We start from the raw sequence: 24,885 nt of genomic DNA on the forward strand, positions 1-24,885 counted from the left end.
TTAGTCAGGGCCAGAGTGATAGCTTCTAGGCAGAGCCCTTGTCCAGCATCCGGGACAGGCAATGAGGTCGGCCGATCAGGCCCCGATCGCGACCCTTTCATTCGCTTGCCCACCCGTTACGGGATCGCGCAGGACATAGCCCCTGCCCCAGACCGTTTCGATGTGGTTCTCACCCCCAAGCGCCGCGGAAAGCTTCTTGCGCAGCTTGCAGACGAAAACGTCGATGATCTTCAATTCGGGTTCGTCCATGCCCCCGTAAAGGTGGTTCAGGCACATCTCCTTGGTCAGGGTCGTGCCCTTGCGCAGGCTGAGCAGTTCGAGGATCTGGTATTCCTTCCCCGTCAGGTTCACCGGCCGTCCATCGACCTCGACAGAGCGGGCGTCAAGATTGACCATCATTCCGCCGGTCCAGATGATCGACTGGCTATGCCCCTTGGAACGGCGGATAATGGCCTGGATGCGTGCGACAAGCTCATCACGGTTGAAGGGCTTGGTCATGTAGTCATCAGCACCGAAGCCGAAGCCGCGCAGCTTGCTTTCGGTGTCATCTGAACCTGTCAGGATCAAAATCGGCGTGTCGACCCTCGACATGCGGATCTGCCGCAGCACTTCCATCCCGTGCATGTCTGGCAGGTCGAGATCGAGCAGGATCAGATCGTAATCATAGAGCCTTGCGAGATCGATCCCTTCCTCGCCCATATCGGTGCGATAGACGTTGTAATTCGCATGGGTCAGCATCAGCTCGATGCTGCGCGCCGTTGTTTGATCATCCTCGACGAGAAGAATGCGCATCATATTCCCCCTTGGTTGAACCTTGTTGGATCAGTTCGTGACACCCAAAGGTTAATATCCCGTTAGTGTGGAATTTCTTATTATTAATTCTACCTATGGTTGCTGAATCGCTGCAACTGTGTGATTTTCAACGCATCCATTCCGTGCCGATCGAACGACTGCACCCAGGATTCGAATTCTTCAATGGATAGGCCGTAGCGCGCGATCGCCTCGTCGCGTGTCAACAAGCCATGCTCGACGGCCGCCACGACAAGTGCCTTTCGGCTTGCAACCCATCGCGTCACTGAAACCGGCAGGTCTGCCAGGGAGATGATCGTGCCGTCCTGAAGCACGGCAGTTCTCGGTCCGGAGGATTTTTTCAAGAACATCGCCAAATCCCTGTCATCTCTGCCCTTGGGTTCTCGCAGAGAATTCTTAAATGGGGGTGAAGCACGACGCGTTTCGCGGGCCTTGGGCTTGAGAAATCCGTCGTTTTTACTATAAATGCCCGCGAAATTGGCGTATCCGCTTCGGCCCGCGCCGCTAAAGGACGATCCATGACAGTTCCTAGCCCTGACCTGCGCGCCGAAGCGCATGACAGCCATTTGAATTCCCTGGGCTTTGCAAAGCCGCCCAGCGAAACCCGCGTCGTCGTGGCGATGTCGGGAGGCGTGGACAGTTCGGTCGTGGCGGCCATGCTTGCCGCCGAGGGCTATGACGTGATCGGCGTCACGCTGCAGCTCTACGATCATGGCGCTGCTCTGGCGAAAAAGGGGGCCTGTTGCGCGGGCCAGGACATTCATGACGCGCGCCGCGTCGCGGAACGCATTGGCTTCCCGCATTACGTGCTGGATTACGAGAACAAGTTCCGCGAATCCGTCATCGAGGAATTTGCCGACGCCTATCTGGCAGGCGCAACCCCCGTCCCATGTATTCGCTGCAATGAGCGGGTGAAGTTCCGCGACCTGTTGCAGACCGCGCGCGAGCTTGACGCCGATTGCATGGCGACCGGGCATTACATCCGCCGCAGCGAAGGTGCAACCGGTTCGGAATTGCACATGGCTGCCGACCCGAACCGCGACCAGAGCTATTTCCTGTTCTCGACCACGGGCGAGCAGCTTGATTTCCTGCGCTTTCCACTTGGCGGATTGGAAAGCAAGGCCGAGACGCGCGCTCTGGCCAGCAAGTTCGGGCTCGCCGTCGCGGACAAGCCCGATAGCCAGGACATCTGCTTCGTGCCGAACGGAAACTATGCGAGCGTGATCGAAAAGCTCCGCCCTGGCGCCGCCGATCCGGGCGAGATCGTCGACCTGGACGGAAATGTCCTGGGCACGCATCGCGGCGTCATTCATTACACGATCGGGCAACGGCGCGGTCTGGGCATCGGGGGGCTGGGAGATCCGCTTTACGTCGTCCGGCTGGAACCCGATACGCGACGTGTCGTCGTTGGCCCGAAGGAATCGCTGGCAACCAAGGTCGTGCCCGTGACCGAGGTCAACTGGCTGGGCGATGTGCCGTTCGAAGGCGAGATCGCGATCAATGCCCGCATCCGCTCGACCCGGCCCCCTCGGCCCGCCATCCTTCGTCCCACCGGCAAGAACCGCGCCGAGGTCGAGTTGCTGGACCCGGAGGAAGGCGTGAGCCCCGGTCAGGCCTGCGTGTTCTACGCGACCGAGGGCACACGGGTTCTGGGCGGCGGCTGGATCGCCCACCGCCGGGGCTGAGCTCAGGCGGACGCTGCCAGCAGGCGGATCCGCTCGACCATGGCGCGCAGCCCGTTCGAGCGCTGCGCGGAAAGGTGCTCTTCCAGCCCCAGCCTGCGCAGTTCCGCCGGGGCGTCGATGCCGCCCACTTCCCCCACCGGCACGCCGGAATAAAGCGCGTGCAGAATGGCGATCAGTCCGCGCACGATCAACGCGTCGCTGTCACCGTGAAAATCGAAACGCCCGGCTTCGATCCGCGGCATGATCCAGACCTGACTTGCACAGCCTTCGACCTTGGTCGCGGGAACCTGCAGCGCCGGTTCCATCGCGGGCATCGCCTTGCCCAGTTCGATCACATGCCGATAGCGATCCTCCCAGTCATCGAGGAAGTCGAATGTTTCGGCAATTTCTTCAAAGGCAGCGGTGGCCATGAGGCATCCTTTCGCGGGCGCGGGTCTTACGGGCGGCCCCGGCATAGCGCGACAGGCCCGACAGGTCAAAGAGGCTTTCCCGTGGGTTCGCTTTCGCCTATCACTCGGCGTGGAAAACAAATGAAGACGGGGGCAGCCGAAATGCGGATCAGGACTTGGGGTTGTGTCGGCTGTGCGATAATTGCCATGGCCGGTTGCGGCCGGTTTGGCGACAGCGACAGCGCATGGTCCCCTTCGTCATGGTTTGGCGGATCAGGCAAACCCGCAACGCTGGAACCCGAAGGCGGCTATCCGACCTCGACCTTCGACGGTCGCCAGCCCGTGGCCTTCATCAGTGGCGCGCATTGGGAACCGCTTTATGAAGGCCGGCTGCTCGTCGTGACCACGGTTCCGGCAAGCAAGGGATGGTGGGATCTCGCGCTGGTGACCGAACAGCCGATGCCCAGGGGCAGGATCCGGCCCGATGAATTCGGCGTCCTGCGACTGCGACTTGTCGGCAACCCACCACCTGCCGGTAGCCTTGCCGCGCGCAGCACACCCAATCCCGCAAGCGACACCGCCACGGTTGGCCTGACGCTTTCCAATGAGACCCTGGCCCGGGTGCGCGAAGTCGTCATCTCGGGCGCGGGCAATGCGGTGACGCTTCGCAAGTGACCCCGAAACAAGAAGGGCGTCGCTGGGACGCCCTTCATGACTTGCTCGACCGTCAATCCATCTTGCGCAGATAGGTCCAGGTCGGGACACGCGCATCGCGCGCGACAGACCAGCTTTCGGCATCGCCGAGATATTCGAAACCGCAATTGGTCAGCACGCGGGCAGAACCCGGATTGTCCTGGAATGCCTCGGCAAAAAGCGTGCGCGAGCCATGGGGATTGGCCGCGACCAGCGCATCGACTGCCTCTGTCGCAAAGCCGGTATTCCAGAAACCGGCGCCGACCCAGAAACCCAGTTCGGACTGATCGGGACCAATGCGCGTCAGCGAGACCACGCCCAGAAGCTCTGCCAGCTTGTTTGCCGAGCCGTCGATCGCCCAGACATCCTCGTCCCGGTCTGGGGACATTGCCCGGTTGACATAGGCCTCTGCCGCGCCAGGCGGAAGCGGATGCGGGATCGATCGCGTGCCTTCGGCCACGCGGCGATCCTGGGTGTAATGCGCGATCAGCCCTGCATCCGACTGCCTGAGCGGTCGCAGGACAAAACGTTCAGTCGCGATCACGGCCTGTGCCTTCAGGTCCGGCGCGATCAGGTCATTCATGATTGGTTCCTCCCTCGTATTCGAAAAACATAGGTTCGATCCCTGGAAAACCGAAGGGGACCGGCTTTCGCCGATCCCCCTTTTTAAGCACCTGAGTGTTAAAATCGGCTTATTCGGCAGCCTCGAGATTGGCCGGCAGAACGGAGATGTAGGTGCGGCCCTTGAGACCCTTGCGGAAGGACACCTTGCCATCGGTCAGGGCGAACAGGGTGTGATCGCGGCCCATGCCGACGTTCTCACCGGCCCACCAGGTGGTGCCGCGCTGACGCACGATGATGTTACCGGCGATGGCCGACTGGCCACCGAACAGTTTCACGCCAAGACGACGACCGGCCGAATCGCGACCGTTGCGGGACGAACCGCCTGCTTTTTTATGTGCCATGGGTCAGTCTCCTCAGTTGGCGGTTTCGAGTTTCGTGCGCGCGCCGACGGCGGCCTTGACGTCCGACTTCTCGGCGCCATTTTCCAGCAACTCGGTGACGCGAACCAGCGTCAGTTGCTGACGGTGGCCACGGGTGCGCTGCGACGAATGCTTGCGGCGGCGCTTGACATAGGTGATGACCTTGTCAGCCTTGATGTTGTCGATGACTTCGGCCTGCACGGCGGCGCCGGCAACCAGCGGAGCACCAACGGTCGAACCGATCATCAGCACTTCGTTGAACTGGACCTTGTCGCCGGCTTCGGCGTTCAGTTTTTCAACGCGCAGCACATCACCGGCCTGAACCCGGTACTGCTTGCCGCCCGTCTTGAGAACTGCGAACATTCCGTCTTTCCTTGCTTCTACCGCGCCCTACGGCCCCTGCTTGCCAGGTGTTCGTGGGTCTGTGACCCGCCTTCGGACAGCGCACCCTTTGCACTGGGTGAGATTAAAATAACGTACCGGCAACGGGCATGCACCCGGCCGGTCGCGGGTATATCGCGGATTCGCCCGGAAAAGTCAACCGGATTGCGGCATTGCGCCACAGACTGGCGCAAGGCTTTCAGACCACCAGTTCCCCGGCCAGCGAATTCGGCGCACTCCGGGTGATGCGCACGCGCACCAGATCACCGACCTTGGCCTGCGGTGCCTCGACAAAGACCGCGTGCAGATAGTCGGACTTGCCGACCATCTGGCCTTCCAGTCGGCCCGGTTTCTCGAAAAGCACCCCAAGTTCGCGCCCGACCATGCCTTCCTGTGCGGCCTTCTGCTGGCTCGACAACAGCGCCTGCAATTCCTGCAGACGTGCATCGGCCAGATCGCTGTCGATTTCAGGGCGGTCATAGGCGGTGGTGCCGGGACGGGGCGAGTATTTGAAGCTGAAGGCCGTGCCGAAGTTCACCCGACGCACGAGATCAAGCGTGTCTGCGTGGTCCTGATCGGTTTCACCGGGAAAGCCCACGATGAAATCGCTCGTCAGCATGATGTCGGGGCGCGCGTCACGAATACGGTCGATCAGGCGCAGATACTGATCGACCGTGTGCTTGCGGTTCATCGCCTTGAGGATGCGGTTCGAACCCGATTGCACCGGCAGATGCAGATAGGGCATCAGCTTGGGCTCGCTGCGATGCGCCTCGATCAGGTCATCGGCCATGTCATTGGGATGGCTCGTCGTGTAGCGGATGCGGTCAAGGCCGTCGATTTCGGCAATGGCGCGGATCAGGCGGCCAAAGCCCCATTCGCCGCCCTGCCCTTCGAAAGCCGGGCCTTCGCCATGCCAGCCATTGACGTTCTGGCCCAAAAGCGTGATTTCCCGCACCCCGCGCGACACCAGATCGCGCGCCTCGCGCATGATACGATCTACCGGACGGCTGACCTCGGCGCCACGCGTATAGGGCACGACGCAGAAGGCGCAGAACTTGTCACAACCCTCCTGCACGGTCAGGAAGGCCGCGGGCGCGCGGCGGGTCGCAGCAGGCTTCGGCAGATGCTCGAACTTGTCTTCGGCGGGGAATTCGGTATCCACCCCCCGGCCCGCACGGGCCATGGCGGGCAGGCGATGGTAGGCCTGCGGGCCGACGACCAGATCGACGATCGGCATGCGACGCTGGATCTCTTCGCCCTCGGCTTGGGCGACGCAGCCCGCGACACCGATCTTCAGGTCCGGCTTTTCCGATTTCAGCGGCTTCAGACGACCCAGATCCGAGTAAAGCTTTTCGGCCGCCTTTTCGCGGATATGACAGGTATTCAGCAACACCATGTCGGCTTCGGACTGGTCTTCGGTCAGAACATAGCCCTCGGCGCCCATGGCCTCGGCCATGCGCTGGCTGTCATAGACGTTCATCTGGCAGCCATATGTCTTGATGAAGAGCTTCTTGGCCGCCGCATTCTGGGTCGAAGCGGTTTTGCTGGCTGGGTCGGTCATGCCGTGCTGTCCTTGGAGTTCGAGCGCTGATACAGGAAAGCACGCGCTTTGGAAAGTCTGGCCGGCATGAGTGATCTGACTGACATCCCCAATATCGGCCCGGCGACAGCTCGGTCGCTGATCGCGGCAGGCATCCCTGACGCGGCGAGCTTGCGACGGATCGGCGCGCACGAAGCCTATCGCGCGCTTCTTGTCGCGGGAGAGCGGCCGCATTTCATCGGCTACTATGTGCTTCAGATGGCACTTCAGGGACGGCCGTGGAATGATTGCCGCGGCGCAGAGAAGACCGAGCTGAGAAAGGCGTTCGACCGGCTCGTTTTCGAACTGCGCGGCCATGGCCTGTCGGGCATCGAGGCCGAGCTTCGCGCGATCGGACTGATCGCGCCTCAGTCCGCATCGCGAAGCTGACCGGCCAGGAAGTCCGCGGCGCGATTCCAGCCCTCGTCATTGTCGCCGCGAAAGCTCAGCTCGCGATGGGAAATCAGCTTCTGGCTGTCGACCTCCACCAGATCGGCAAAGACCTGCAGGATCAGCATGCTGGTCTTTTGCACGACGATGAACAGGCCACGCTCGGCCGATTTCGCGGCAAGCAGTTCCAGAAGACAGGCCGCAGTCTCGCGTGGGCAGGCATCGGCGACCTCGGCCGATGAAACCACTGTGCCCGAGAGTTCGCTGGCCAGCCTGTCAGCAAAAGCCTGCTGCCGCCGGGCATGATCCGCGGACTGATCGACCGCCTCGTTCGAGGTGTCGAGCAGCTTCACCGGCAGGATCATCAACGGTTCGGCAAGGACCGGAACGGGCAGGCACAAGAACAGGGCAAGGCATAAGCTTCGCATGACGCCCCCAGAGCTGTATGGCGATCCGTGAACTCTGCCCCCGCTCCCGCGATGCCGCAACCGGGAGAAACGTCGGAGATGGCAGTCAAATCGCCCATCCGGTATGTTCGGCGCAGGCACTCCGACAGGCCGAGCTTGGTCCCCATTGAACGCCCGCGCGCGCCCGGATAGCCTGCCGCCAACCACGTCCACGGAGGCTGACGACATGAACCAACCACAAAGCTGGGAAGCCCGAGCCGAGGAATATTCCCTCTACGGCTTTACCGACATGCCGTCAGTGCATCAGCGGGGCACGGTCGTCGTGACCCATGGCGAAGGGCCATATATCGTCGATGTGCATGGCCGCCGTTATCTCGACGCGAATTCCGGGCTTTGGAACATGGTCGCAGGCTTCGACCACAAAGGGTTGATCGAGGCGGCCAAGGCCCAGTATGACCGCTTCCCCGGCTACCACGCCTTCTTCGGCCGCATGTCCGATCAGACCGTGATGCTGTCGGAAAAGCTCGTCGAGGTATCGCCCTTCGCGCACGGCCGGGTGTTCTACACCAACTCGGGCTCAGAGGCGAATGACACGATGGTCAAGATCCTGTGGTTCCTGCACGGTGCCGAGGGCAAGCCGCAAAAGCGCAAGATCCTGACGCGCTGGAACGGCTATCATGGCGTGACCGCGGTGTCGGCCAGTATGACCGGCAAGCCCTACAATTCGGTCTTCGGCCTGCCTTTGCCCGGCTTCCTGCACCTGACCTGCCCGCATTACTGGCGCTTTGGCGAAGAGGGCGAAACCGAAGAGCAATTCGTCAAGCGCCTTGCCAAGGAACTGGAAGACACGATCGAGCGCGAGGGTGCGGACACCATCGCGGGCTTCTTTGCCGAACCGGTGATGGGCGCCGGCGGGGTTATCCCCCCGGCCAAGGGCTATTTCCAGGCCATCCTGCCGATCCTGAAAAAGCACGACATCCCGATGATCTCGGATGAGGTCATCTGCGGCTTCGGACGGACGGGGAACACCTGGGGCTGCGAAACCTACGATTACATGCCCGACGCCATCATCTCGTCCAAGAACCTGACGGCGGGCCTGTTCCCCATGGGCGCGGTCATCCTTGGGCCCGAGCTTGCGAACCGCGTCCAGAATGCGATCGAGGCGATCGAGGAGTTTCCGCATGGCTTCACCGCCTCGGGTCATCCGGTCGGCTGCGCGATCGCGCTGAAGGCCATCGACGTGGTGATGAACGAGGGGCTGGCGGAGAACGTTCGCAACCTCGCCCCCCGCTTCGAGGAAGGGCTGCAGCGGCTCGCCCAGAAGCCGAATATCGGCGAATATCGCGGCATCGGCTTCATGTGGGCCCTGGAGGCAGTCAAGGACAAGGCGACCAAGACCCCCTTCGACGGTAACCTGTCGGTCAGCGAGCGCATCGCAAACACCTGCACCGACCTGGGCCTGATCTGCCGGCCCCTGGGGCAATCCGTCGTGCTCTGCCCGCCCTTCATCCTCACCGAGGGGCAGATGGACGAAATGTTCGACAAGCTCGAAAAGGCACTCGACAAGGTCTTCGCCGAAGTGGCGTGAACATCAGGGGGCGGCCCGGTCGCAATCGGTCCGCCCCAATTGTCAACGAATGTATGATCGGCGGGCGGAAGCGAACCCTACCAGGGATCGCCCCCTCCCAGCACCGCGCGCGCCATCACCACGCGCTGAGGTGCGATCCCCTCCGCTTGAGCGAAGTCCAGCACCCTGCGGTCATTCTCCAGCAGGAAATCAAGGATGAACTGCCCGAATTCGGGGCGTCCTGCCATGGCCTTCAGCCCGGCCACGTCGCTACCCGATTGTGCAAGCAGGGCCGAGACCAGTTCGGCCTCGCCGGCGATATGCACGAATCCGCGATCCGCGATGTCGCGTGCTTCCGTTGGAGTCATCTGTCCTCACGTGATCCGGGTTCGCGGGGCCAAACGCGGCGGCGGAAACCCTTTCTTAAACAATTGGGGCGAAAGATGCGTTCACGAGCAGAAGGTGTAAAGCAGACAGATGAATATCGCAGGACGCATCCTCGTCGCAGACGGCGTTCCCACCACCCGCATCACGACCAAAGTCAAACTGGCCGCGGCCTGCTACGACGTTTCGGTCACTGCCTCCGGTCAGGAGGCACTTCGCCTTGCAGCGACTGTCCATCCCCATATCGTCCTGATTGGCGCAACCCTGTCCGACATGACAGCGGCGGAGCTCTGCCAGGCATTGCGCGCCCGCCCCGGGGGGGCCGATCTGCCGGTGCTGGTGCAAGCGCAGGGCGGCGAGCGGATCGGCGCGTTGCGGGCTGGCGCATCGGCCCTGATCGATTCCGTCGGCGACGACCTCACGCTTCTTGCCCGCATTCGCGGTCTCATCCGGGCCGACAATGGCAGTGAACTTGTACCGCTGTCCGTCGCGGGTATGGCGGAAACGGCGCTGCCGTTTCGTGGCAGCCTTCAGGCCCGTGCGCTCTGCATCACGCACCACCCCGCAACGGCATTGGGCTGGAGGCTCGCGCTGCAGGACCGTCTGCAACTCCCCATTTCGATCAGCGATCCCGAACGTGCCCTTGCGGATGCAGCCCGTGGCGACGTGCCCGACCTCTACCTCATCGCCGCCGATATGAAGCAGCCGGGGGAAGGGTTGCGCCTGCTGTCAGAATTGCGCTCGCGGCCGGTCTCTCGCGACGCGGCCTTCGTCGTGCTGCTTGCGAACAGCAGGCTCGACCTTGCGCCTGTTGCCCTGGATCTGGGGGCCGGAGACGTTCTGCCCGCGGAGATTTCCGGACCGACCATGGCGGCCGAGGCGGCGATCCGACTTGAGGCGCAGATCGAGCGCAAACGCGATTCCGATCGGCGCAGGCAGGAAAGCAGGCGCAACATGCTCTGGGCGATGATTGATCCACTGACCGGACTTTACAACCGGCGCTTTGCATTGCCTCGACTGGAAACCATGTTCGCTGAAGCCGGACAGGCGGCAGCTGCGCTTTCTGTCATGGTCCTGGATCTCGACCGGTTCAAGCAGGTCAACGATCTGTTTGGCCATGCGGCCGGCGACGCCGTTCTAGCCGCCACGGCCCGGAGGCTGGAAGCGGCCCTGCCCGAGGGCGCATTACTTGCCCGCCTCGGGGGCGAAGAATTTCTCGTCGTGATCGCCGATTGTTCCGCGGGCCGTGCTTCGGAACTGGCCGAGAACATGCGCAGGAACATCGCCTCCCAGCCAATTCCCCTGCCAGCAGGCTGCGGCAGGAGCGAGGCATCGGTCACAATTTCAACGGGAATCGCGATCCACGAACCTTTCCTTTCTGAAGGCGAAGCAGGTGGAACCACGTCCTTGCTTGCCCGGGCCGACCGCGCCTTGTTCCGCGCGAAATCGGCCGGACGAAACCGGGTCGTGCTGGACACAGCCCCGCTCGCGGCCTGAGCAACTTTCCCCCTGTCAGCATGCGACACTTGCCGCGCTTTTCTTTCGGCCGATGCGCGCCTAGATTTGCAGCACGCAAGAGGAGGAACGGCAATGTCCGGAATTCAGGCTGCCGCGGCCGAAAGACCGCTGAAACCCGCGATGCTCCGAGGTGCTGCGCGGCACTGTCCCGCCTGCGGCAAGGGCAAGCTTTTCCGGGGTTATCTGACGATTGTCGATCGCTGTGACACCTGCGGCGAGGAGCTTCATCACCAGCGGACCGATGACGGGCCGGCCTATCTGACCATCCTGCTTGTGTCGCATCTGGTTGCGCCACTGCTTCTGGCGGTCTACATGGCTTATCGGCCGTCGCCCATGTCTCTTCTGATCGGGTTCAGCCTTGGCGCAATCATCCTGTCGCTGGTGCTTCTGCCCGTGATCAAGGGCGGATTCGTCGGTTTCCAATGGGCGCGCCGCATGCATGGCTTTGGTGCCAAGGCCCGGCCCGCAGAGGCTGCCGCATTATGAACATCCCATCCGGCGGGCAGAAAATCCGCGATGCCGCAACCATCATCCTGCTCGATCGGACGGCCCCGGATGAACCCGCAGTCCTGATGGGGCAGCGCGGGACTGCAGCCGCGTTCATGCCGTCTAAATACGTCTTTCCGGGCGGAGCGGTCGACGAGGCCGATGCCGAGGTCGAACTGTCCAAGCCGGTCGATCCGCTGCTGCGCAGGCTTCTCGCAGCCGAACCGCGGCGGGACGCGCCGGTCTCGCCCGAGGCGATCGTTACAGCGGCATTGCGGGAACTGGCCGAGGAAACCGGGCTGCTCACCAAGGGCACAGGACCTGCGCCGGCGCGCTGGGATCATTACGCGAATGCCGGGCTTGCCCCGAACCCGAACGGGTTGATCTATCTCTTTCGCGCCATAACGCCGCCCGGCCGAACCCGACGGTTCGACGCCCGCTTCCTGCTTCTCGATGCCGAAAGCCTTCACGGTGATCGCAATGATTTCAGCTTGGCCTGCGACGAGCTTTCCCATCTGCACTGGGTTCCCCTGTCGCAGGCCCGCGCACTCGACCTGCCCTTCATCACCGAAGTGGTTCTGGCCGAAATCTCGGCCATGATCGGCCGCGGCGGGCCACTGAGCCAACCGCAAACCGTCCCCTTCTTCGACAATCAGGACTGCGAGCCGCGCTTCCTTCAGATTACCTGACCGCTACGCCCCCCGGAAACGAGGCGCACGTTTTTCAAGAAACGACGCGACACCTTCCGCGAAATCCGCGGTCGCGGTCATTTGTGCCTGCAGTTTCGCCTCCAGTGCCAGCTGCGCGGCCAGATCGTTCGCCGCCGAACCGCGCACCGCTTCGCGTATCGCCACGAAGGACCGCGTTGCACCCCGTGCAAGCGTCGCGGCTCGGGACCCGACGATCTTGCCAAGTTCGGCATCCGGCACGGCTTCCCAGATCATTCCCCATTCGACCGCCTGCCGCGCCGGAACGGGCTCGGCGAGCAGCATTGCGCCCATTGATCTGGCCATGCCGATGGTGCGGGGCAGGATGAACGTTCCGCCCGCATCGGGGATAAGCCCGATCCGGCTGAATGCCTGGACGAAGCTTGCACTTTCCGCGGCGATCACGATATCGGCCGCCAGCGCGAGATTGGCCCCCGCCCCTGCCGCGACACCATTGACCGCGGCGATGACAGGGACCGGCGCGTTGATGATCGCAGCCAGCATCGGCTCGTATTCCTCGCGCAACACGCGCTCGGCGTCGAGACCGGCGGTCGCATCGGACAGATCCTGCCCCGAACAAAAGGCACGACCGCTGCCGGTCAGGACGGCGCAGCGCGTGCCTTCGGGCAGGTCGGCAAAAGCTTCGGTGATCTCTGCCCGCATCCGGCTGTTCAGGGCATTCATCACCTCGGGCCGGTTCAGCGCGATCGTGGCAATGCCCTGCTCGCAGGAAATCGTGATGGTCTGATGGTTCATGCTTCCTCCCAGGGTTCGGGGCATCCTGACCGGGCGGGTCAGAGGACGGAAGCGCGACCTCGCGTCAATCCTTCATCAGGCGATCCAGGCGTTTGCGTTCTTCGGGTGAAAGCGTGGTCGTCTCGATCTCGGAAGCGGCGCGGCTGCGCACGAACCGCCATCCGATCAGAAGCGCGATCAGCGCCATTGCAGGACCGGCAAGATAAAGCAGCAAGTTGATACCCCGCGCGCGAGGCTCGAACAGCACATATTCGCCAAAGCGATCGGTCACGGCCTCGACCGCCTGATCATTGCTGTCCCCCGCAACAAGCCTTTCGCGCAGGTATAGGCGCAGATCCCGGCTGATGGCAGCATTGGATTCGTCGATCGTCTCGCCCTGACAGACCGGGCAGCGCAGGATCTTGGAAATCTCGCGGGCGCGCGCCTCGAGCGTCGGGTCGGCCAGCATTTCATCCGGTTGTACCGCCCAAGCAGGAACGGAGATCAAAAGGGCAAGGCAAATCAGAAAGACGCGCATCGGATCACTCAGCCGCATTCAACTGCGCCATCTGGCGCTTGGCGCCTGCGGCAACGCGATATCGGCGGTCGGAAAGGCTGATCAGCCCGCCAAGCGCCATCAGCGTCGCACCCAGCCAGATCCAGCTGGCAAAGGGCTTGATATAGGTCCGAACTGCCCAGCCCCCGCCAAGCTGCTCATCGCCGATTACCAGGTAAAGGTCGCGAAACAGGCCATTCTGAATCGCGGCTTCGGTCGTCGGCATGGCCTGGACCGGGTAGACCCGCTTTTCGGGATGGAGACGCGCCACTTCGCGACCTCCCTTCTCGACCTTCATCGTGGCAACCGTCGCCTCATAGTTCGGGCCGGGCTGCTCGACGACTGCCTCCAGCGTGACTGTATAACCCGCGACCTCGAAACTGTCGCCCAATTGGGCGATGCGGATATCCTCGACCTGCCAAGCCATGAGCAGGCTGACGCCGATGAAGGTGACCCCAAGACCCGCATGCGAGACCGCCTTGCCCCAGTCTGCCCGAGGCAGTCGGCCAAGACGGGCGAGGCCCGAGCTGCCTGCGCGCAATCGCAGATCCACCGCGGCACCTGCGACCAGCCACGAACCCAGCCCCGCGCCGATCACGGCAAGTGCAGAATGCCCGGTCGATACGGCATAGACCAGGGCCATCACTGCGGCAGCAAGGACCAGCGCCGGCCGCAGCGATCGCGCTGCCTTGCCAGGCTTGGCCCGTTTCCAGGGGACGATCGCCCCCAGCGGCAGGACGATCGCCAAGACGATCATGAAGGGCGTGAATGCCTTGTCGAAGAAGGGGGGGCCAACGGAAAGCTTCCGATCCCAAAGCATTTCGGCCAGCAGCGGCCAGACCGTCCCGATGAAGACAACAAAGGCCGCCACCGCCAGCAGGATGTTGTTCAGGATCAACCCCCCTTCCCGCGAAATGGGTGAAAACACTCCCTTGGCCTGCATTGATGTCGCCCGGAACGAAAACAGGCTCAGCGCACCACCGACGAAAACGGCGAGAATCGCCAGGATGAAAACACCGCGTTCTGGATCATTCGCGAAGCTGTGGACCGACGTGATGACGCCCGAGCGCACAATGAAGGTACCGATCAGCGAAAACCCGAATGCCATGATGGCAAGCAGGATGGTCCAGCTTTTCAGAACCTCGCGCTTCTCGACCACGATGGCGGAATGAAGCAAGGCAGCCGCAAGCAGCCAGGGCATGAAACTGGCGTTTTCGACCGGATCCCAGAACCAGAACCCGCCCCAGCCCAACTCGTAATAGGCCCACCACGAACCCAGCGCGATACCGATGGTCAGAAACACCCAGGCCGCAAGCGTCCAGGGCCTGACCCATCGGGCCCATGCGGCGTCCACCCGTCCTTCGATCAGCGCCGCAACCGCGAAGCTGAAGGCGACCGACAAGCCCACATAACCGAGGTAGAGGAAGGGCGGGTGGAACGCGAGCCCCGGATCCTGAAGTAGCGGATTGAGATCGCGCCCGTTGAAGGGTGCGCTTTCCAGTCTCAGGAACGGGTTCGAGGTGAACAGGATGAAGGCAAGGAATGCCACACCGATCGCTCCCTGAACCGAAAGTACCCTTGCCCGGAGACTGGGTGGAAGGTTTTCGTCAAAGATCGCTACCGCCGCGCCGAATAGCGCAAGGATCAACACCCACAGCAGCATCGAGCCCTCGTGGTTCCCCCAGACGCCCGAGATCTTGTAGATCATCGGCTTGGCCGTATGGGAGTTCTCGAAGACGAGCCTGACCGAGAAATCCGAGGAAACGAATGCCGCCGTCAGCGCGGCGAAGGACAGACCGATCAGCCCGAACTGGGCGATGGCCGCAGGCCGGGCGCTGTCGATCCAACCGGTCCATCCCTTTGCCGCGCCCAGCATCGGCACGATCATCTGGAACATGGCCACGGCCAAGGCAAGTATCAGGGCAAAGTGGCCAAGTTCCGCATTCATTGGCTTCTCCTCATAGCTGGGCAGAGAATAGCGGCGCCAAGCCGGGCAAGCCAGCCCCACCGACGCCGCACCTGGCGCGGAGAAATCACATCCTCGCTGTTTCGGCTATCCAGTCGCGCAAGGCGGCGTTGTCGCCGAACGGATCGGACGCGATGAAACTCGGCCTTGCTTCAGGTTGCGGAACGTCCGGATCTGCGGTCTTCGCCGCCTTGAAGGGGCGATGGTTACGCAGGTAATGGGTTTCCCGGGCCCCGAAGTAAAAGCTGATGATCGCACCCAAGAGCCACCACATCGGTTCGGGAACGAGGTTCAAGTTCTCCATGCGGAGGCCGAAGCCGACCGGCTCGACCATGGCATAGATGAACAGACCGACCGTCCCCATGGTCAGCATGGGTCGTGGCAACCGGTTCAGGCCATTCACGAAATCGTCGAACCGACCGCGCGGTTGAGCGGAGAATTCGCCCGTATATTGGCTGAGGGATTGCGAGAATGCCTTCTCGTCAAGCTCCATCCGGCGGGTCGCGTTCTGGTGGAAGACCTCGGCGACGCCGGTTGCCGCATTGGCCACGGACGAAATGGCCGAACTTGCCCCCATGAACCGGTCGATCATCCCCATGCCGACACCCTCGCCCGATGCTCGCTCAGCGTCAGGTGATATTTCGCCGAGATGAACTCCTCTGCGCGGGTGATCCACCCCCCCTTCCCGCCAGAGTTCGAACGGGCAAACTTGCGGCTGGCCGGGCGGGCATCTGCCAGCGCGTAATAATAGTTGCGCCGCGCGATCCCGTAGGCATCCGCAAAATGGGAAGGTGCTGCGGCATCAGCCGACCGCGTCGCAAGTATCGTGACCGGCCCGATGACGCCATCATCATCCGCGGCAAACCCCATGCGCGTCACAAGACGTTGCAGGATCTTGACCGCATTTCCGCCAGCATTGACGTACATATCGAACACCGATGCCTGAATAGATCTGGGAAGCTCGCCCAACCGGGGGCGGCGAAAATATTCCTCGACAAAGATGCGGGCGGCCTCATCGGCACGCAGCGCCTTCACATCGGCGAGATCCGTCCGGCCATCGCCATTCGTATCCAGCCCGAGCCGCCGCAACGTGGCAAGCGTCACGCCATGTTTGGTTGCGCCGCCAGGATCATCAGGATCGTTTACGAAACCACCTTCGCGCGCGACGATCTCCGCGGCGATCTGTTCGACTGTCTTCATGCCAGCTCCTTCAGCAGAACTGGCAGCAACGCTGCCGTCAGGCAGTTAACCCATCCTTAACCTTGCGTGCGTTGCATCACGAGTTGGGATCTTCGTAGACGCCCTGTTCCTTGAGCGAGTCGATCACCTCGCGCGGCATGTAGTTTTCGTCATGCTTGGCCAGAATTTCGTCTGCAACGAAGGTTTCCCCTTCCATGCGACCTGTGCCGATCATCCCTTGGCCCTCGGAGAAAAGATCCGGCAGGACGCCCGTGTAAACTACCCGGATCGACGCGCCGCCATCGGTCACGCTGAAGCTGACAGTCTCGCCGGTACCGCGCTGAAGCGTCCCTTCCTCGACAAGCCCGCCAAGCCGGAAGACCTCGTCAGCGGCGGGCGGCCTTTCGCTCATCTCGCTGGGCGAGCGATAGAGGTTGATCCCGTCTTGAAGTGCATAGCCAATCAGAACGGTCGATAGAAAAAGCGCACCCGCCGCGATTGCGATCACCTGAATTCTGCGCTTTTTCTTGAGCGATTTCATACCACAACCCCGTTCTTCTTAAGCGGCCTCGAACTTGATCGGATAACGCAGGAACTGAGTGGCCTTGCCAGAGACGCGCACTGGATCACCGGTCGTCAGGAAGCGCGACGTCGTGCCCGCACCGATGAATTCGGGATGCCGCCTGAGATAGTCCTCAAGGCTTTCGGCCACCAGCTTCGGTTGCGAATAGACTTCGACATTCGGTCCAAGAGCTTTCTGGAAGGTGGCCTGAACCAAGGGGTAATGAGTGCATCCAAGGATCGCTGCCTGCGGATGAGGCATGCGGCGCATCAGCGCTTCGACATGGCTCGTGACCAGTGCCTCCGCAAGGATCTCATCGCCCTGCTCGATGGCATCCACGACGCCGCCGCATGGCTGAGCCTCGACATCGACGCCAATCGCACGGAACGCAAGCTCACGCTGAAATGCCCGGCTCGCCACAGTTGCAGGCGTCGCGAATAACGCGACATGCTTGACCTCGACCTCACGCGGCGGGGAATTGTCGCCCCAGCGCCGCTCGGTCAACGCCTCGATCATCGGGACAAAGACACCGAGCACGCGTTTGTTCTCGGGCAGCCAGGTTTCCTGCATCCGTTTCAGCGCCGCGGCCGAAGCCGTATTGCAGGCCAGGATGACCAGATCGCACCCTTCCTGCCAAAGGCGTTCCACACCTGCGCAGGTCAGGTTGAAGATGTCGTCGGCATCGCGAACGCCATAGGGAGTGTGCTTGTTGTCACCCAGATAGACCAGCGGCAGATCGGGCAGATGCGCGGCGACGGCATCCAGCACCGTCAAACCACCAAGACCCGAATCGAATATGCCCACCGCCATGACTAGCCTCCTGCTCGCGACGCGCCTTTTTAGGACGCGCCGCAAGGGAACGCCATGATTTATGTCACTCGGCAGCCTGCGCCATGGGCGATCCGCCCTCGCTGAAGGCGGCAAGCAGATATTCCCGGCGTTCGGCGGCCTTCACGGCCGAAGCCTCCTTGACTGGTCCGTATCCTCGAACCTCCAGCGGCAGCTCGGCAAGCTCGCGCAGGATGGCCATGGTCTGCGGTTTGGCGAGCGGTAGAAGCTTTTTCATGTCGGCTTCGTATTCCGCGATCGCCGCGCGTTCCGCGCGACGCTCTGCCGCCCGGCCGAAGGGATCGAAGGCTGTTCCCCTGAGCCATTTCAGGCGCGCCAGCAGACGAAAGGCAGGAAGCATCCATTTCCCCGAGAATTCGCGCTTTTTCGGGCGGCCGTCCGGGTCCATTCCCGGCATGAACGGGGGCGCAAGATGGAAGCTCAGATCCGGTTCACCTTCGAACTCTTCCGCAATCATCGCGCGGGTGGACAGATGAAGACGGGCAACCTCGTATTCATCCTTGTAGGCCAGAAGCTTGTAATAGCCCTTGGCCACACTTTCCTTCATCTCTGCCGGTGCGAGTCCGACAAGCGCCCGGAAACGGGCCGCCAGTTTTTCGTTCTGATAATCCACGAGGCGGGCGGCACGGTATTCGACGGGGTCCTTGACCTCGGCGTCCTCGACTGCCTGATGTAGGAACGCCTCGGCGGCATGCGGCTCTGCCATGGCCCACCGACCGATCTGGAACGCCCGCTGATTTTCCGCGACCTTCGCGCCGTTCAGCTCGATCGCGCGCAGGATCGCCGCCTCGCTCAACGGGATAAGACCCTGCTGCCAGGCGCCGCCCAGCACCAGCATGTTCGAATAGATCGAATCCCCAAGGAGCTTCAGCGCAAGCGTGGAGGCATCGAAGAATCCGACCCGATCGCCCAGCCGGGCCTGAAGTGACAACCGCAACCTGTCGGCGGGGATCTGGAAGTCACGGTTGCGGGTGAAATCCCCGGTGATGATCTCATGTTCATTCACGACGGCCCCGGTCCGACCCTTGGTCATCAGGCCAATCGTTTTCGCGCCTGCCGTCACGACAAGATCGCCGCCGATGATGCAATCCGCCTCGCCAACGGCGACACGGATAGCGCTGATATCCTCGGGTCGATCTGCAAGGCGCAGGTGGATATGGACTGCTCCGCCCTTCTGGGCGAGCCCCGCCATCTCCATCATTCCGGCGCCCTTGCCGTCGATATGAGCGGCCTGGGCAAGCACCGCGCCGATGGTGACAACACCAGTCCCGCCAACCCCGGTAATGACGACGTTGTGTGTGCCCTGGATCGTCGGCAATTGCGGCGTGGGCAGTTCAGGCAAGTCCAGCTCGGCCGCCTTGGGCCTTTTCAGCTTGGAACCGCGGACCGAAACGAAACTGGGGCAAAAGCCCTTGAGGCAGCTGTAATCCTTGTTGCAGCTCGACTGGTCGATGGCCCGCTTGCGTCCCAACTCGGTCTCGTTCGGCACGATCGAAACGCAGTTCGACTGCACGCCGCAATCGCCGCAGCCTTCGCACACATCGGGATTGATCCAGACCCGGCGATCGGGATCCGGAAACTGGCCGCGCTTGCGCCGACGCCGTTTCTCGGCCGCGCAGGTCTGGATATAGATGATCGCGCTGACGCCATCGACCTGCTCAAGCTCTTTCTGGACGGCAAGCATCGAGGCACGTTCTTCGAACCGAAGCCCCGAAGGAAACTGGCTGCGGTCGATCTCTTCCTTCTCGTCATAGACCGCGACGACAGGCGACACGCCCATCGCCTGAAGCTCATGCGCAATCTGTGGCGCGGTCAGACCGCCTTCGTTCGGTTGACCGCCCGTCATGGCCACCGCATCGTTGAACAGGATCTTATAGGTGATATTCGCGCCTGCGGCCTTGGCAGCCCGGATCGCGAGAGACCCTGAGTGGTTATAGGTTCCGTCTCCAAGATTCTGGAATATGTGCTGTCTTTTACTGAACGGCCCCTCGCCAATCCAGTTCGCGCCCTCTCCGCCCATATGGGTGAAGCCCGAAGTTTCGCGGTCCATCCACTGGACCATGTAATGGCAGCCGATCCCCGCATAGGCCCGCGCCCCCTCGGGAAGTCTGGTCGAGGTGTTATGCGGACAGCCCGAACAGAACCACGGCGTGCGCGTGGCGATTTCCGGAGCGTTGTCATTGCGGCGAACCTCGGTCAACCGCTGCAGGCCTGACTTGATCGCTTCGGTTCCCCGCCCCTCCTCGATCAGGATACCGCCGAGTTTCTGGGCGATCATCACCGGGTCAAGCGCGTAGCGGGTCGGGAAAAGCTCCTCACGCGTGCGGTCGTGTTTCCAGCCCAGCACCCTTCGGCCGTGGCGGTTGTCGAATATCGCTTCCTTGACCTGCACCTCGATCAGCTTGCGCTTTTCCTCGACGACAACGATGACCTCGAGCCCCTCGGACCATTCCTGGAACGATTTCATGTCCATAGGCCAGGTCTGCCCAACCTTGTAGGTTGAAATGCCCAGCCGTTCGGCCTCGGCCTCGTCGATGCCAAGCAGGGACATCGCATGAACGAGATCCAGCCAGTTCTTGCCCGCGGCAACAAAACCTATCCGCGCGCCGGGCGCGTTCCAGACCGGATGGTCGATGCGGTTGGCGCGTGCGAAGGCTTCGGCCGCAAAACGCTTGTAATCGATCATCCGCGCTTCCTGAGCGACGGGCGTATCGCCCAGCCGGATGTTCAGTCCGCCTTCGGGCAACAGGAAATCCGGAGGCGTCACGAATTTCAGCCGGAAGGGATCACCATCGACGACGCTCGTGGCCTCGACGGTGTCCTTCATCGTCTTGAGACCCGTCCAGACCCCGGCGAAACGCGACAATGCAAAGCCGTAAAGGCCGAAATCCAGAATCTCCTGCACCCCGGCAGGCGAAAGGACCGGGATATAGGCATCTACCATTGCCCAGTCGGATTGATGAAGCACGGTCGAGCTTTCGCCGGTATGGTCATCCCCCATCGCCATGATGACGCCACCATGCCGCGACGACCCCGCCATATTGGCGTGGCGCATCACGTCGCCCGTGCGATCGACCCCCGGCCCCTTGCCGTACCAAAGCGCAAAGACACCGTCATGCCTGCCCTCTCCGCGCAGTTCTGCCTGCTGACTGCCCCAGATCGCCGTCGCGGCCAGGTCCTCGTTCAGCCCCGGCTGAAACAGGACTTGCGCCGCGGTGAGTTCTTTTCTGGATTTCATCATCTGCAGGTCGACGCCGCCCAGGGGCGACCCGCGGTATCCTGTCACCAACCCTGCCGTATCCAACCCCGCCGCCCGGTCGCGGGCAGATTGCATCAGCATCAGCCGGACAAGTGCCTGCGTCCCGTTCAACAGGACATGACGCTTGTTCAGATCATACCTATCAGACAGAGAAAAATCCTGCACGCTCATCTGGCCCTCCCAAGCTTGATGACTGGTATGGAGGCATTATAGGTCAGTAAAACTGACCGATAAAGAATTTTTCTTCATGGGGTCGTATATTGTTCCATTGCACCTATGTGGTAAGCGTTGCGAAAATTGCATGGCTGATGCCACACGAAAGCAGTATCATGGATTGGGACAAGCTAAGAATTTTTCACGCCGTGGCTGATGCGGGGTCGCTGACCCATGCCGGCGACGTTCTTCACCTGTCTCAATCCGCGGTAAGCCGGCAGATCCGGGCGCTTGAGGATTCGCTGGGAACGACGCTGTTTCATCGTCACGCGCGCGGGCTCATCCTGACCGAGCAGGGGGAGCTTCTGTTCGAGGCGACATCCTCGATGGTGCGCAAGCTCGACACAACCGCCGCGCGAATCAGGGACAGCGAAGAGGAAGTCTTCGGCGAGCTGAAGGTGACGACCACGACCGGCTTTGGCACGATGTGGTTGGTGCCACGCCTGGCCAAGCTTTACGAACGCTATCCCGACCTGAAGATCGACCTCATGCTGGAGGAGCGTGTGCTTGATCTGCCGATGCGCGAGGCTGACGTCGCCATACGAATGAAGGAACCTGCTCAGCAGGATCTGATCCGGCGGCGATTGCTGAATATCCGCATGCGGCTTTACGCGACACCGGAATATCTCGAACGCATGGGAACCCCCCAATCGCTCGAGGATCTGCGGCCACATAGGTTGATCTGCCAGAACCCGCAAACGCCTCAGGTCAGTTCGGGCGCAGTGCTGGTCCAGCAACTGCTGACCCGCAACATGACTTCGATGCTGCTGGTGAACAATTATTTCGGTGTGCTGCAGGGCGTTCTCAACCACGTGGGCATCGGGGTGCTTCCAGACTACCTGACGGCGGATTTCCCCAACCTGACGCGCGTTCTTCCGGATATCGAATCCGGAGAAGTGCCCGTTTTTCTGGCCTTCCCCGAAGAATTGCGGACCTCGCGCCGCGTCAGCGCCTTCCGCGATTTCGTTCTGGAGGAAATCCAGTCGATCCGGAAACTGCAAAGTGGCACCGATGGCTAGCTATGGCCTCTGCAGCATTTCGTGCCGAAAAAGGTAGCGATCACAGAAGCCATTCGCCACGCGCATATCCGGCATGTGCTCGAAATCCGCTTTCATCCTTGAACGGTTCGCAAACTGCACATATCTGAGGCGTCGAAGGGGATGATTTGAGGAAACTCTCATCAACTTCAACCTCCCTGTTGGACTTAGGCCGGGCTTTATGCCCGGCTTTTTTTTGCCTTCCGGATCTGGTCGTCCATCGTGGAAAGGCCGGTTCAAGCGACCCTTCATCACAGCTCTGCCGCAATGCTGCGCGCGGCCCCTTTCCTAATGCCCCGCCGCCGCTTAAAAGGCCCCGAAATCCGGGGAAAGGGCTCGAACATGGATGAACCGCAGATCACCGAAGACCTGATTGCCGCGCACGGTCTGAAGCCTGACGAATATCAGCGCATCCTCGAGATCATCGGCCGCGAGCCCAGCTTCACCGAACTCGGCATCTTTTCGGCGATGTGGAACGAGCATTGCTCGTACAAATCCTCGAAGAAATGGCTGCGCACACTGCCGACGACCGGACCGCAGGTCATCTGCGGCCCCGGCGAGAACGCGGGCGTCGTCGATATCGGCGACGGCCAGGCCGTGGTCTTCAAGATGGAGAGCCACAACCACCCGAGCTATATCGAGCCCCATCAGGGCGCGGCGACTGGCGTCGGCGGCATCCTGCGCGACGTCTTCACGATGGGTGCCCGCCCGATCGCCGCGATGGATGCCCTGTCCTTTGGCCGCCCCGACCACCCCAAGACCGCGCATCTCGTCAAGGGCGTGGTCGAGGGCATTGGCGCATACGGCAATGCCTTTGGCGTGCCGAATGTCGGCGGCGAAGTTCGCTTCCATCCATCCTATGACGGCAACTGCCTCGTGAACGCCTTTGCGGCGGGCCTCGCGGATGCCGACAAGATCTTCTACTCGGCCGCCTCGGGCGTCGGCATGCCGGTCGTCTATCTGGGTGCCAAGACCGGCCGCGACGGCGTCGGCGGCGCGACGATGGCCTCGGCCGAATTCGACGACACGATCGAGGAAAAGCGCCCGACCGTCCAGGTCGGCGATCCCTTCACCGAAAAATGCCTGCTGGAAGCCTGCCTCGAACTGATGCAGACCGACAGCGTGATCTCGATCCAGGACATGGGCGCTGCGGGCCTGACCTGCTCGGCCGTGGAAATGGGCGACAAGGGCGGCCTCGGCATCAAGCTGAACCTTGAAAACGTGCCGCAGCGCGAAGCGCATATGACCGCTTACGAAATGATGCTCTCGGAAAGCCAGGAACGCATGCTCATGGTCCTGAAGCCCGAGAAAGAGGCCGAGGCCCGCGCCATCTTCGAGAAATGGGATCTCGACTTCGCCATCGTCGGTGAGACGATTGCCGAAGACCGTTTCCTGATCCTGCATCACAACGAGGTAAAGGCCGACCTGCCGCTGTCGAAGCTGTCGTCCAGCGCGCCGGAATATGACCGTCCGTGGATCGAGACCCCGGCGGCCGCGGAACTGCCAGCTCTGCCCGCGATCACCCCGATTGCCGCACTGAAGTCGCTGATCGGCGCGCCGAGCTATGCGCACAAGGCATGGGTCTGGGAACAATATGACACCCAGGTCGGGGCCGATACCGTTCGCCGTCCGGGTCTGGGCGCTGGCGTCGTCCGGGTTCACGGCACGGGAAAGGCGCTTGCCTTCACGAGCGACGTAACCCCGCGCTACGTCAAGGCCAACCCCTATGAAGGCGGCAAGCAGGCCGTGGCCGAGGCTTATCGCAACCTCAGCGCCTGTGGCGCGCTGCCGCTGGCGACGACCGACAACCTGAACTTCGGCAATCCCGAAAAGCCCGAGATCATGGGCCAACTCGTCGGCGCGATCAAAGGCATCGGCGAGGCCTGCGCGGCGCTCGACTTCCCGATCGTCTCGGGCAATGTCTCGCTTTACAACGAGACCGACGGCAAGGGCATCCTGCCCACGCCCACGATCGGCGGCGTCGGCCTGATCGCGAACCTCGACGACCTGATCGCGGGCCTGCCCGCCGCCGGCGATATCGCGATCGTCATCGGCGAGACCAAGGGCCATCTCGGCCAGTCGGCGCTCGCCGCCGAAGCCTTCGGCATCGAGGCTGGAGACGCGCCGCATGTGGATCTGGCCGCCGAGCGCAAGCACGGAGAGTTCTTGCGCGCCAACGGCAAGCTGCTCTCGGCCGCCAGCGATCTGTCGGACGGTGGTCTTGCCCTTGCCGCCTTCGAGATGGCCGAGGCAGCCGGGCTGGGCGTCACCGTCGAGGCAGGTGATATCGCGCAACTCTTTGGTGAGGACCAGGCGCGCTATCTCGTCGCCTGCTCGGCCGAGAATGCAAAACTGCTTGGCGACGCTGCCGCTACGGCCGGCGTTCCCCTGGCGACGATAGGCAGCTTTGGCGGCGACACCGTAAGCCTGGGCGGCGATGCAGCAGCGCTCTCGGAACTGTCGGCGCTTTATCGCGGCGCGTTCATGGACAAGCTGAACCTCGAGATCGCCTGACCCCAAGACGGCCGGGCCGAAAGGCCCGGTTGATCT

Annotated in this window: 26 protein-coding genes; 9 read left to right on the plus strand and 17 right to left on the minus strand. The window is 62.2% G+C overall.

What is annotated here, in order from left to right:
* Positions 1 to 75 precede the first annotated feature (75 nt).
* Both ctrA and sciP read right to left on the minus strand, forming a co-directional pair.
* On the minus strand, positions 76 to 792 hold the full coding sequence (gene ctrA / locus RGQ15_RS12540) for a response regulator transcription factor CtrA (protein WP_311160596.1): 717 nt from the start codon (positions 790 to 792) through the stop codon (positions 76 to 78).
* Between the two features lie 89 nt (positions 793 to 881).
* Entirely contained in the window at positions 882 to 1,160 is a 279-nt protein-coding gene (sciP, locus tag RGQ15_RS12545; protein WP_311160597.1) for a CtrA inhibitor SciP, read from the minus strand.
* 168 nt (positions 1,161 to 1,328) lie between these two features.
* On the opposite strand from sciP, the gene mnmA reads away from it, so the two are divergent.
* On the plus strand, positions 1,329 to 2,495 hold the full coding sequence (mnmA, locus tag RGQ15_RS12550) for a tRNA 2-thiouridine(34) synthase MnmA (RefSeq protein ID WP_311160598.1): 1,167 nt from the start codon (positions 1,329 to 1,331) through the stop codon (positions 2,493 to 2,495).
* A 2-nt stretch (positions 2,496 to 2,497) separates the two neighbouring features.
* Here mnmA and RGQ15_RS12555 read toward each other — a convergent pair whose 3' ends face one another.
* On the minus strand, positions 2,498 to 2,905 hold the full coding sequence (locus tag RGQ15_RS12555) for a SufE family protein (protein ID WP_311160599.1): 408 nt from the start codon (positions 2,903 to 2,905) through the stop codon (positions 2,498 to 2,500).
* Between the two features lie 120 nt (positions 2,906 to 3,025).
* Between RGQ15_RS12555 and RGQ15_RS12560 the strand changes: the two genes are divergently transcribed.
* Complete coding sequence (locus tag RGQ15_RS12560; RefSeq protein ID WP_311160600.1) at positions 3,026 to 3,559, plus strand: hypothetical protein; 534 nt, start codon at positions 3,026 to 3,028, stop codon at positions 3,557 to 3,559.
* A 52-nt stretch (positions 3,560 to 3,611) separates the two neighbouring features.
* Here RGQ15_RS12560 and RGQ15_RS12565 read toward each other — a convergent pair whose 3' ends face one another.
* The 4 genes from RGQ15_RS12565 to miaB form a co-directional block, all read right to left on the minus strand.
* Positions 3,612 to 4,160 carry a GNAT family N-acetyltransferase gene (locus RGQ15_RS12565; RefSeq protein WP_311160601.1) on the minus strand — a complete coding sequence of 183 codons (549 nt, stop codon included), beginning with the start codon at positions 4,158 to 4,160 and terminating at the stop codon, positions 3,612 to 3,614.
* Positions 4,161 to 4,269: 109 nt separating this feature from the next.
* Positions 4,270 to 4,542: a 50S ribosomal protein L27 gene (gene rpmA / locus RGQ15_RS12570; RefSeq protein WP_311160602.1), complete on the minus strand. Its 273-nt coding sequence runs from the start codon at positions 4,540 to 4,542 to the stop codon at positions 4,270 to 4,272.
* A gap of 12 nt (positions 4,543 to 4,554) precedes the next feature.
* Positions 4,555 to 4,923, minus strand: a complete 369-nt coding sequence (rplU, locus tag RGQ15_RS12575; RefSeq protein ID WP_311160603.1) for a 50S ribosomal protein L21 — start codon at positions 4,921 to 4,923, stop codon at positions 4,555 to 4,557.
* Positions 4,924 to 5,140: 217 nt separating this feature from the next.
* Entirely contained in the window at positions 5,141 to 6,502 is a 1,362-nt protein-coding gene (miaB, locus tag RGQ15_RS12580) for a tRNA (N6-isopentenyl adenosine(37)-C2)-methylthiotransferase MiaB (RefSeq protein WP_311160604.1), read from the minus strand.
* A 66-nt stretch (positions 6,503 to 6,568) separates the two neighbouring features.
* Here miaB and RGQ15_RS12585 point away from each other — a divergent pair, with 66 nt between their 5' ends.
* Positions 6,569 to 6,910, plus strand: a complete 342-nt coding sequence (locus RGQ15_RS12585) for a TfoX/Sxy family protein (RefSeq protein ID WP_311160605.1) — start codon at positions 6,569 to 6,571, stop codon at positions 6,908 to 6,910.
* On the opposite strand, the gene RGQ15_RS12590 is transcribed toward RGQ15_RS12585, so the two are convergent.
* Positions 6,889 to 7,338 (minus strand): DUF2380 domain-containing protein, encoded by a 450-nt coding sequence (locus RGQ15_RS12590; RefSeq protein WP_311160606.1) that lies wholly within the window; start codon positions 7,336 to 7,338, stop codon positions 6,889 to 6,891. The genes RGQ15_RS12585 and RGQ15_RS12590 overlap by 22 nt on opposite strands.
* Positions 7,339 to 7,543: 205 nt before the next feature.
* On the opposite strand from RGQ15_RS12590, the gene RGQ15_RS12595 reads away from it, so the two are divergent.
* Complete coding sequence (locus RGQ15_RS12595) at positions 7,544 to 8,905, plus strand: aminotransferase (RefSeq protein ID WP_311160608.1); 1,362 nt, start codon at positions 7,544 to 7,546, stop codon at positions 8,903 to 8,905.
* 77 nt (positions 8,906 to 8,982) lie between these two features.
* Here the strand turns inward: RGQ15_RS12595 and RGQ15_RS12600 are convergent, their stop codons facing one another.
* A complete protein-coding gene (locus tag RGQ15_RS12600; protein WP_311160610.1) occupies positions 8,983 to 9,252 on the minus strand; it encodes a DUF3572 domain-containing protein in 270 nt (89 codons plus the stop codon).
* Between the two features lie 109 nt (positions 9,253 to 9,361).
* Here RGQ15_RS12600 and RGQ15_RS12605 point away from each other — a divergent pair, with 109 nt between their 5' ends.
* The 3 genes from RGQ15_RS12605 (at position 9,362) to RGQ15_RS12615 (ending at position 11,961) form a co-directional block, all read left to right on the plus strand.
* A complete protein-coding gene (locus RGQ15_RS12605; RefSeq protein WP_311160612.1) occupies positions 9,362 to 10,765 on the plus strand; it encodes a diguanylate cyclase domain-containing protein in 1,404 nt (467 codons plus the stop codon).
* Positions 10,766 to 10,858: 93 nt separating this feature from the next.
* Positions 10,859 to 11,272, plus strand: coding sequence for a DUF983 domain-containing protein (locus tag RGQ15_RS12610; protein WP_311160613.1), 414 nt, complete (start codon positions 10,859 to 10,861; stop codon positions 11,270 to 11,272).
* Positions 11,269 to 11,961, plus strand: a complete 693-nt coding sequence (locus tag RGQ15_RS12615) for an NUDIX hydrolase (RefSeq protein WP_311160615.1) — start codon at positions 11,269 to 11,271, stop codon at positions 11,959 to 11,961. The genes RGQ15_RS12610 and RGQ15_RS12615 overlap by 4 nt, the downstream gene beginning before the upstream one ends.
* 3 nt (positions 11,962 to 11,964) lie before the next feature.
* Here RGQ15_RS12615 and RGQ15_RS12620 read toward each other — a convergent pair whose 3' ends face one another.
* From RGQ15_RS12620 to RGQ15_RS12655, 8 genes are all read right to left on the minus strand, one after another.
* Positions 11,965 to 12,735: an enoyl-CoA hydratase-related protein gene (locus RGQ15_RS12620; RefSeq protein ID WP_311160617.1), complete on the minus strand. Its 771-nt coding sequence runs from the start codon at positions 12,733 to 12,735 to the stop codon at positions 11,965 to 11,967.
* 64 nt (positions 12,736 to 12,799) lie between these two features.
* Positions 12,800 to 13,252, minus strand: coding sequence for a cytochrome c-type biogenesis protein (locus RGQ15_RS12625; RefSeq protein ID WP_311160618.1), 453 nt, complete (start codon positions 13,250 to 13,252; stop codon positions 12,800 to 12,802).
* A 4-nt stretch (positions 13,253 to 13,256) separates the two neighbouring features.
* The gene (locus RGQ15_RS12630) at positions 13,257 to 15,218 is read right to left on the minus strand and encodes a heme lyase CcmF/NrfE family subunit (protein ID WP_311160619.1); all 1,962 of its coding nucleotides are present in this window, start codon (positions 15,216 to 15,218) and stop codon (positions 13,257 to 13,259) included.
* Between the two features lie 85 nt (positions 15,219 to 15,303).
* The gene (locus RGQ15_RS12635) at positions 15,304 to 15,834 is read right to left on the minus strand and encodes a holin family protein (protein WP_311160620.1); all 531 of its coding nucleotides are present in this window, start codon (positions 15,832 to 15,834) and stop codon (positions 15,304 to 15,306) included.
* On the minus strand, positions 15,825 to 16,436 hold the full coding sequence (locus RGQ15_RS12640; protein ID WP_311160622.1) for a holin-associated N-acetylmuramidase: 612 nt from the start codon (positions 16,434 to 16,436) through the stop codon (positions 15,825 to 15,827). Before RGQ15_RS12640 ends, RGQ15_RS12635 begins: the two co-directional genes overlap by 10 nt.
* Before the next feature lie 76 nt (positions 16,437 to 16,512).
* A complete protein-coding gene (gene ccmE, locus RGQ15_RS12645) occupies positions 16,513 to 16,956 on the minus strand; it encodes a cytochrome c maturation protein CcmE (RefSeq protein WP_311160623.1) in 444 nt (147 codons plus the stop codon).
* An 18-nt stretch (positions 16,957 to 16,974) separates the two neighbouring features.
* A complete protein-coding gene (locus RGQ15_RS12650; protein ID WP_311160624.1) occupies positions 16,975 to 17,787 on the minus strand; it encodes a glutamate racemase in 813 nt (270 codons plus the stop codon).
* A 64-nt stretch (positions 17,788 to 17,851) separates the two neighbouring features.
* Positions 17,852 to 21,256: an indolepyruvate ferredoxin oxidoreductase family protein gene (locus tag RGQ15_RS12655; protein ID WP_409201320.1), complete on the minus strand. Its 3,405-nt coding sequence runs from the start codon at positions 21,254 to 21,256 to the stop codon at positions 17,852 to 17,854.
* A 158-nt stretch (positions 21,257 to 21,414) separates the two neighbouring features.
* Between RGQ15_RS12655 and RGQ15_RS12660 the strand changes: the two genes are divergently transcribed.
* Both RGQ15_RS12660 and purL read left to right on the plus strand, forming a co-directional pair.
* Positions 21,415 to 22,317 (plus strand): LysR family transcriptional regulator, encoded by a 903-nt coding sequence (locus tag RGQ15_RS12660; RefSeq protein WP_311160625.1) that lies wholly within the window; start codon positions 21,415 to 21,417, stop codon positions 22,315 to 22,317.
* A 360-nt stretch (positions 22,318 to 22,677) separates the two neighbouring features.
* The gene (gene purL, locus RGQ15_RS12665; RefSeq protein ID WP_311160626.1) at positions 22,678 to 24,849 is read left to right on the plus strand and encodes a phosphoribosylformylglycinamidine synthase subunit PurL; all 2,172 of its coding nucleotides are present in this window, start codon (positions 22,678 to 22,680) and stop codon (positions 24,847 to 24,849) included.
* Positions 24,850 to 24,885 lie beyond the last annotated feature (36 nt).

The sequence above is a fragment of the Paracoccus sp. MBLB3053 genome (genome assembly GCF_031822435.1).
In the GTDB taxonomy this organism is placed as follows: Bacteria; Pseudomonadota; Alphaproteobacteria; order Rhodobacterales; family Rhodobacteraceae; genus Paracoccus; species Paracoccus aurantius.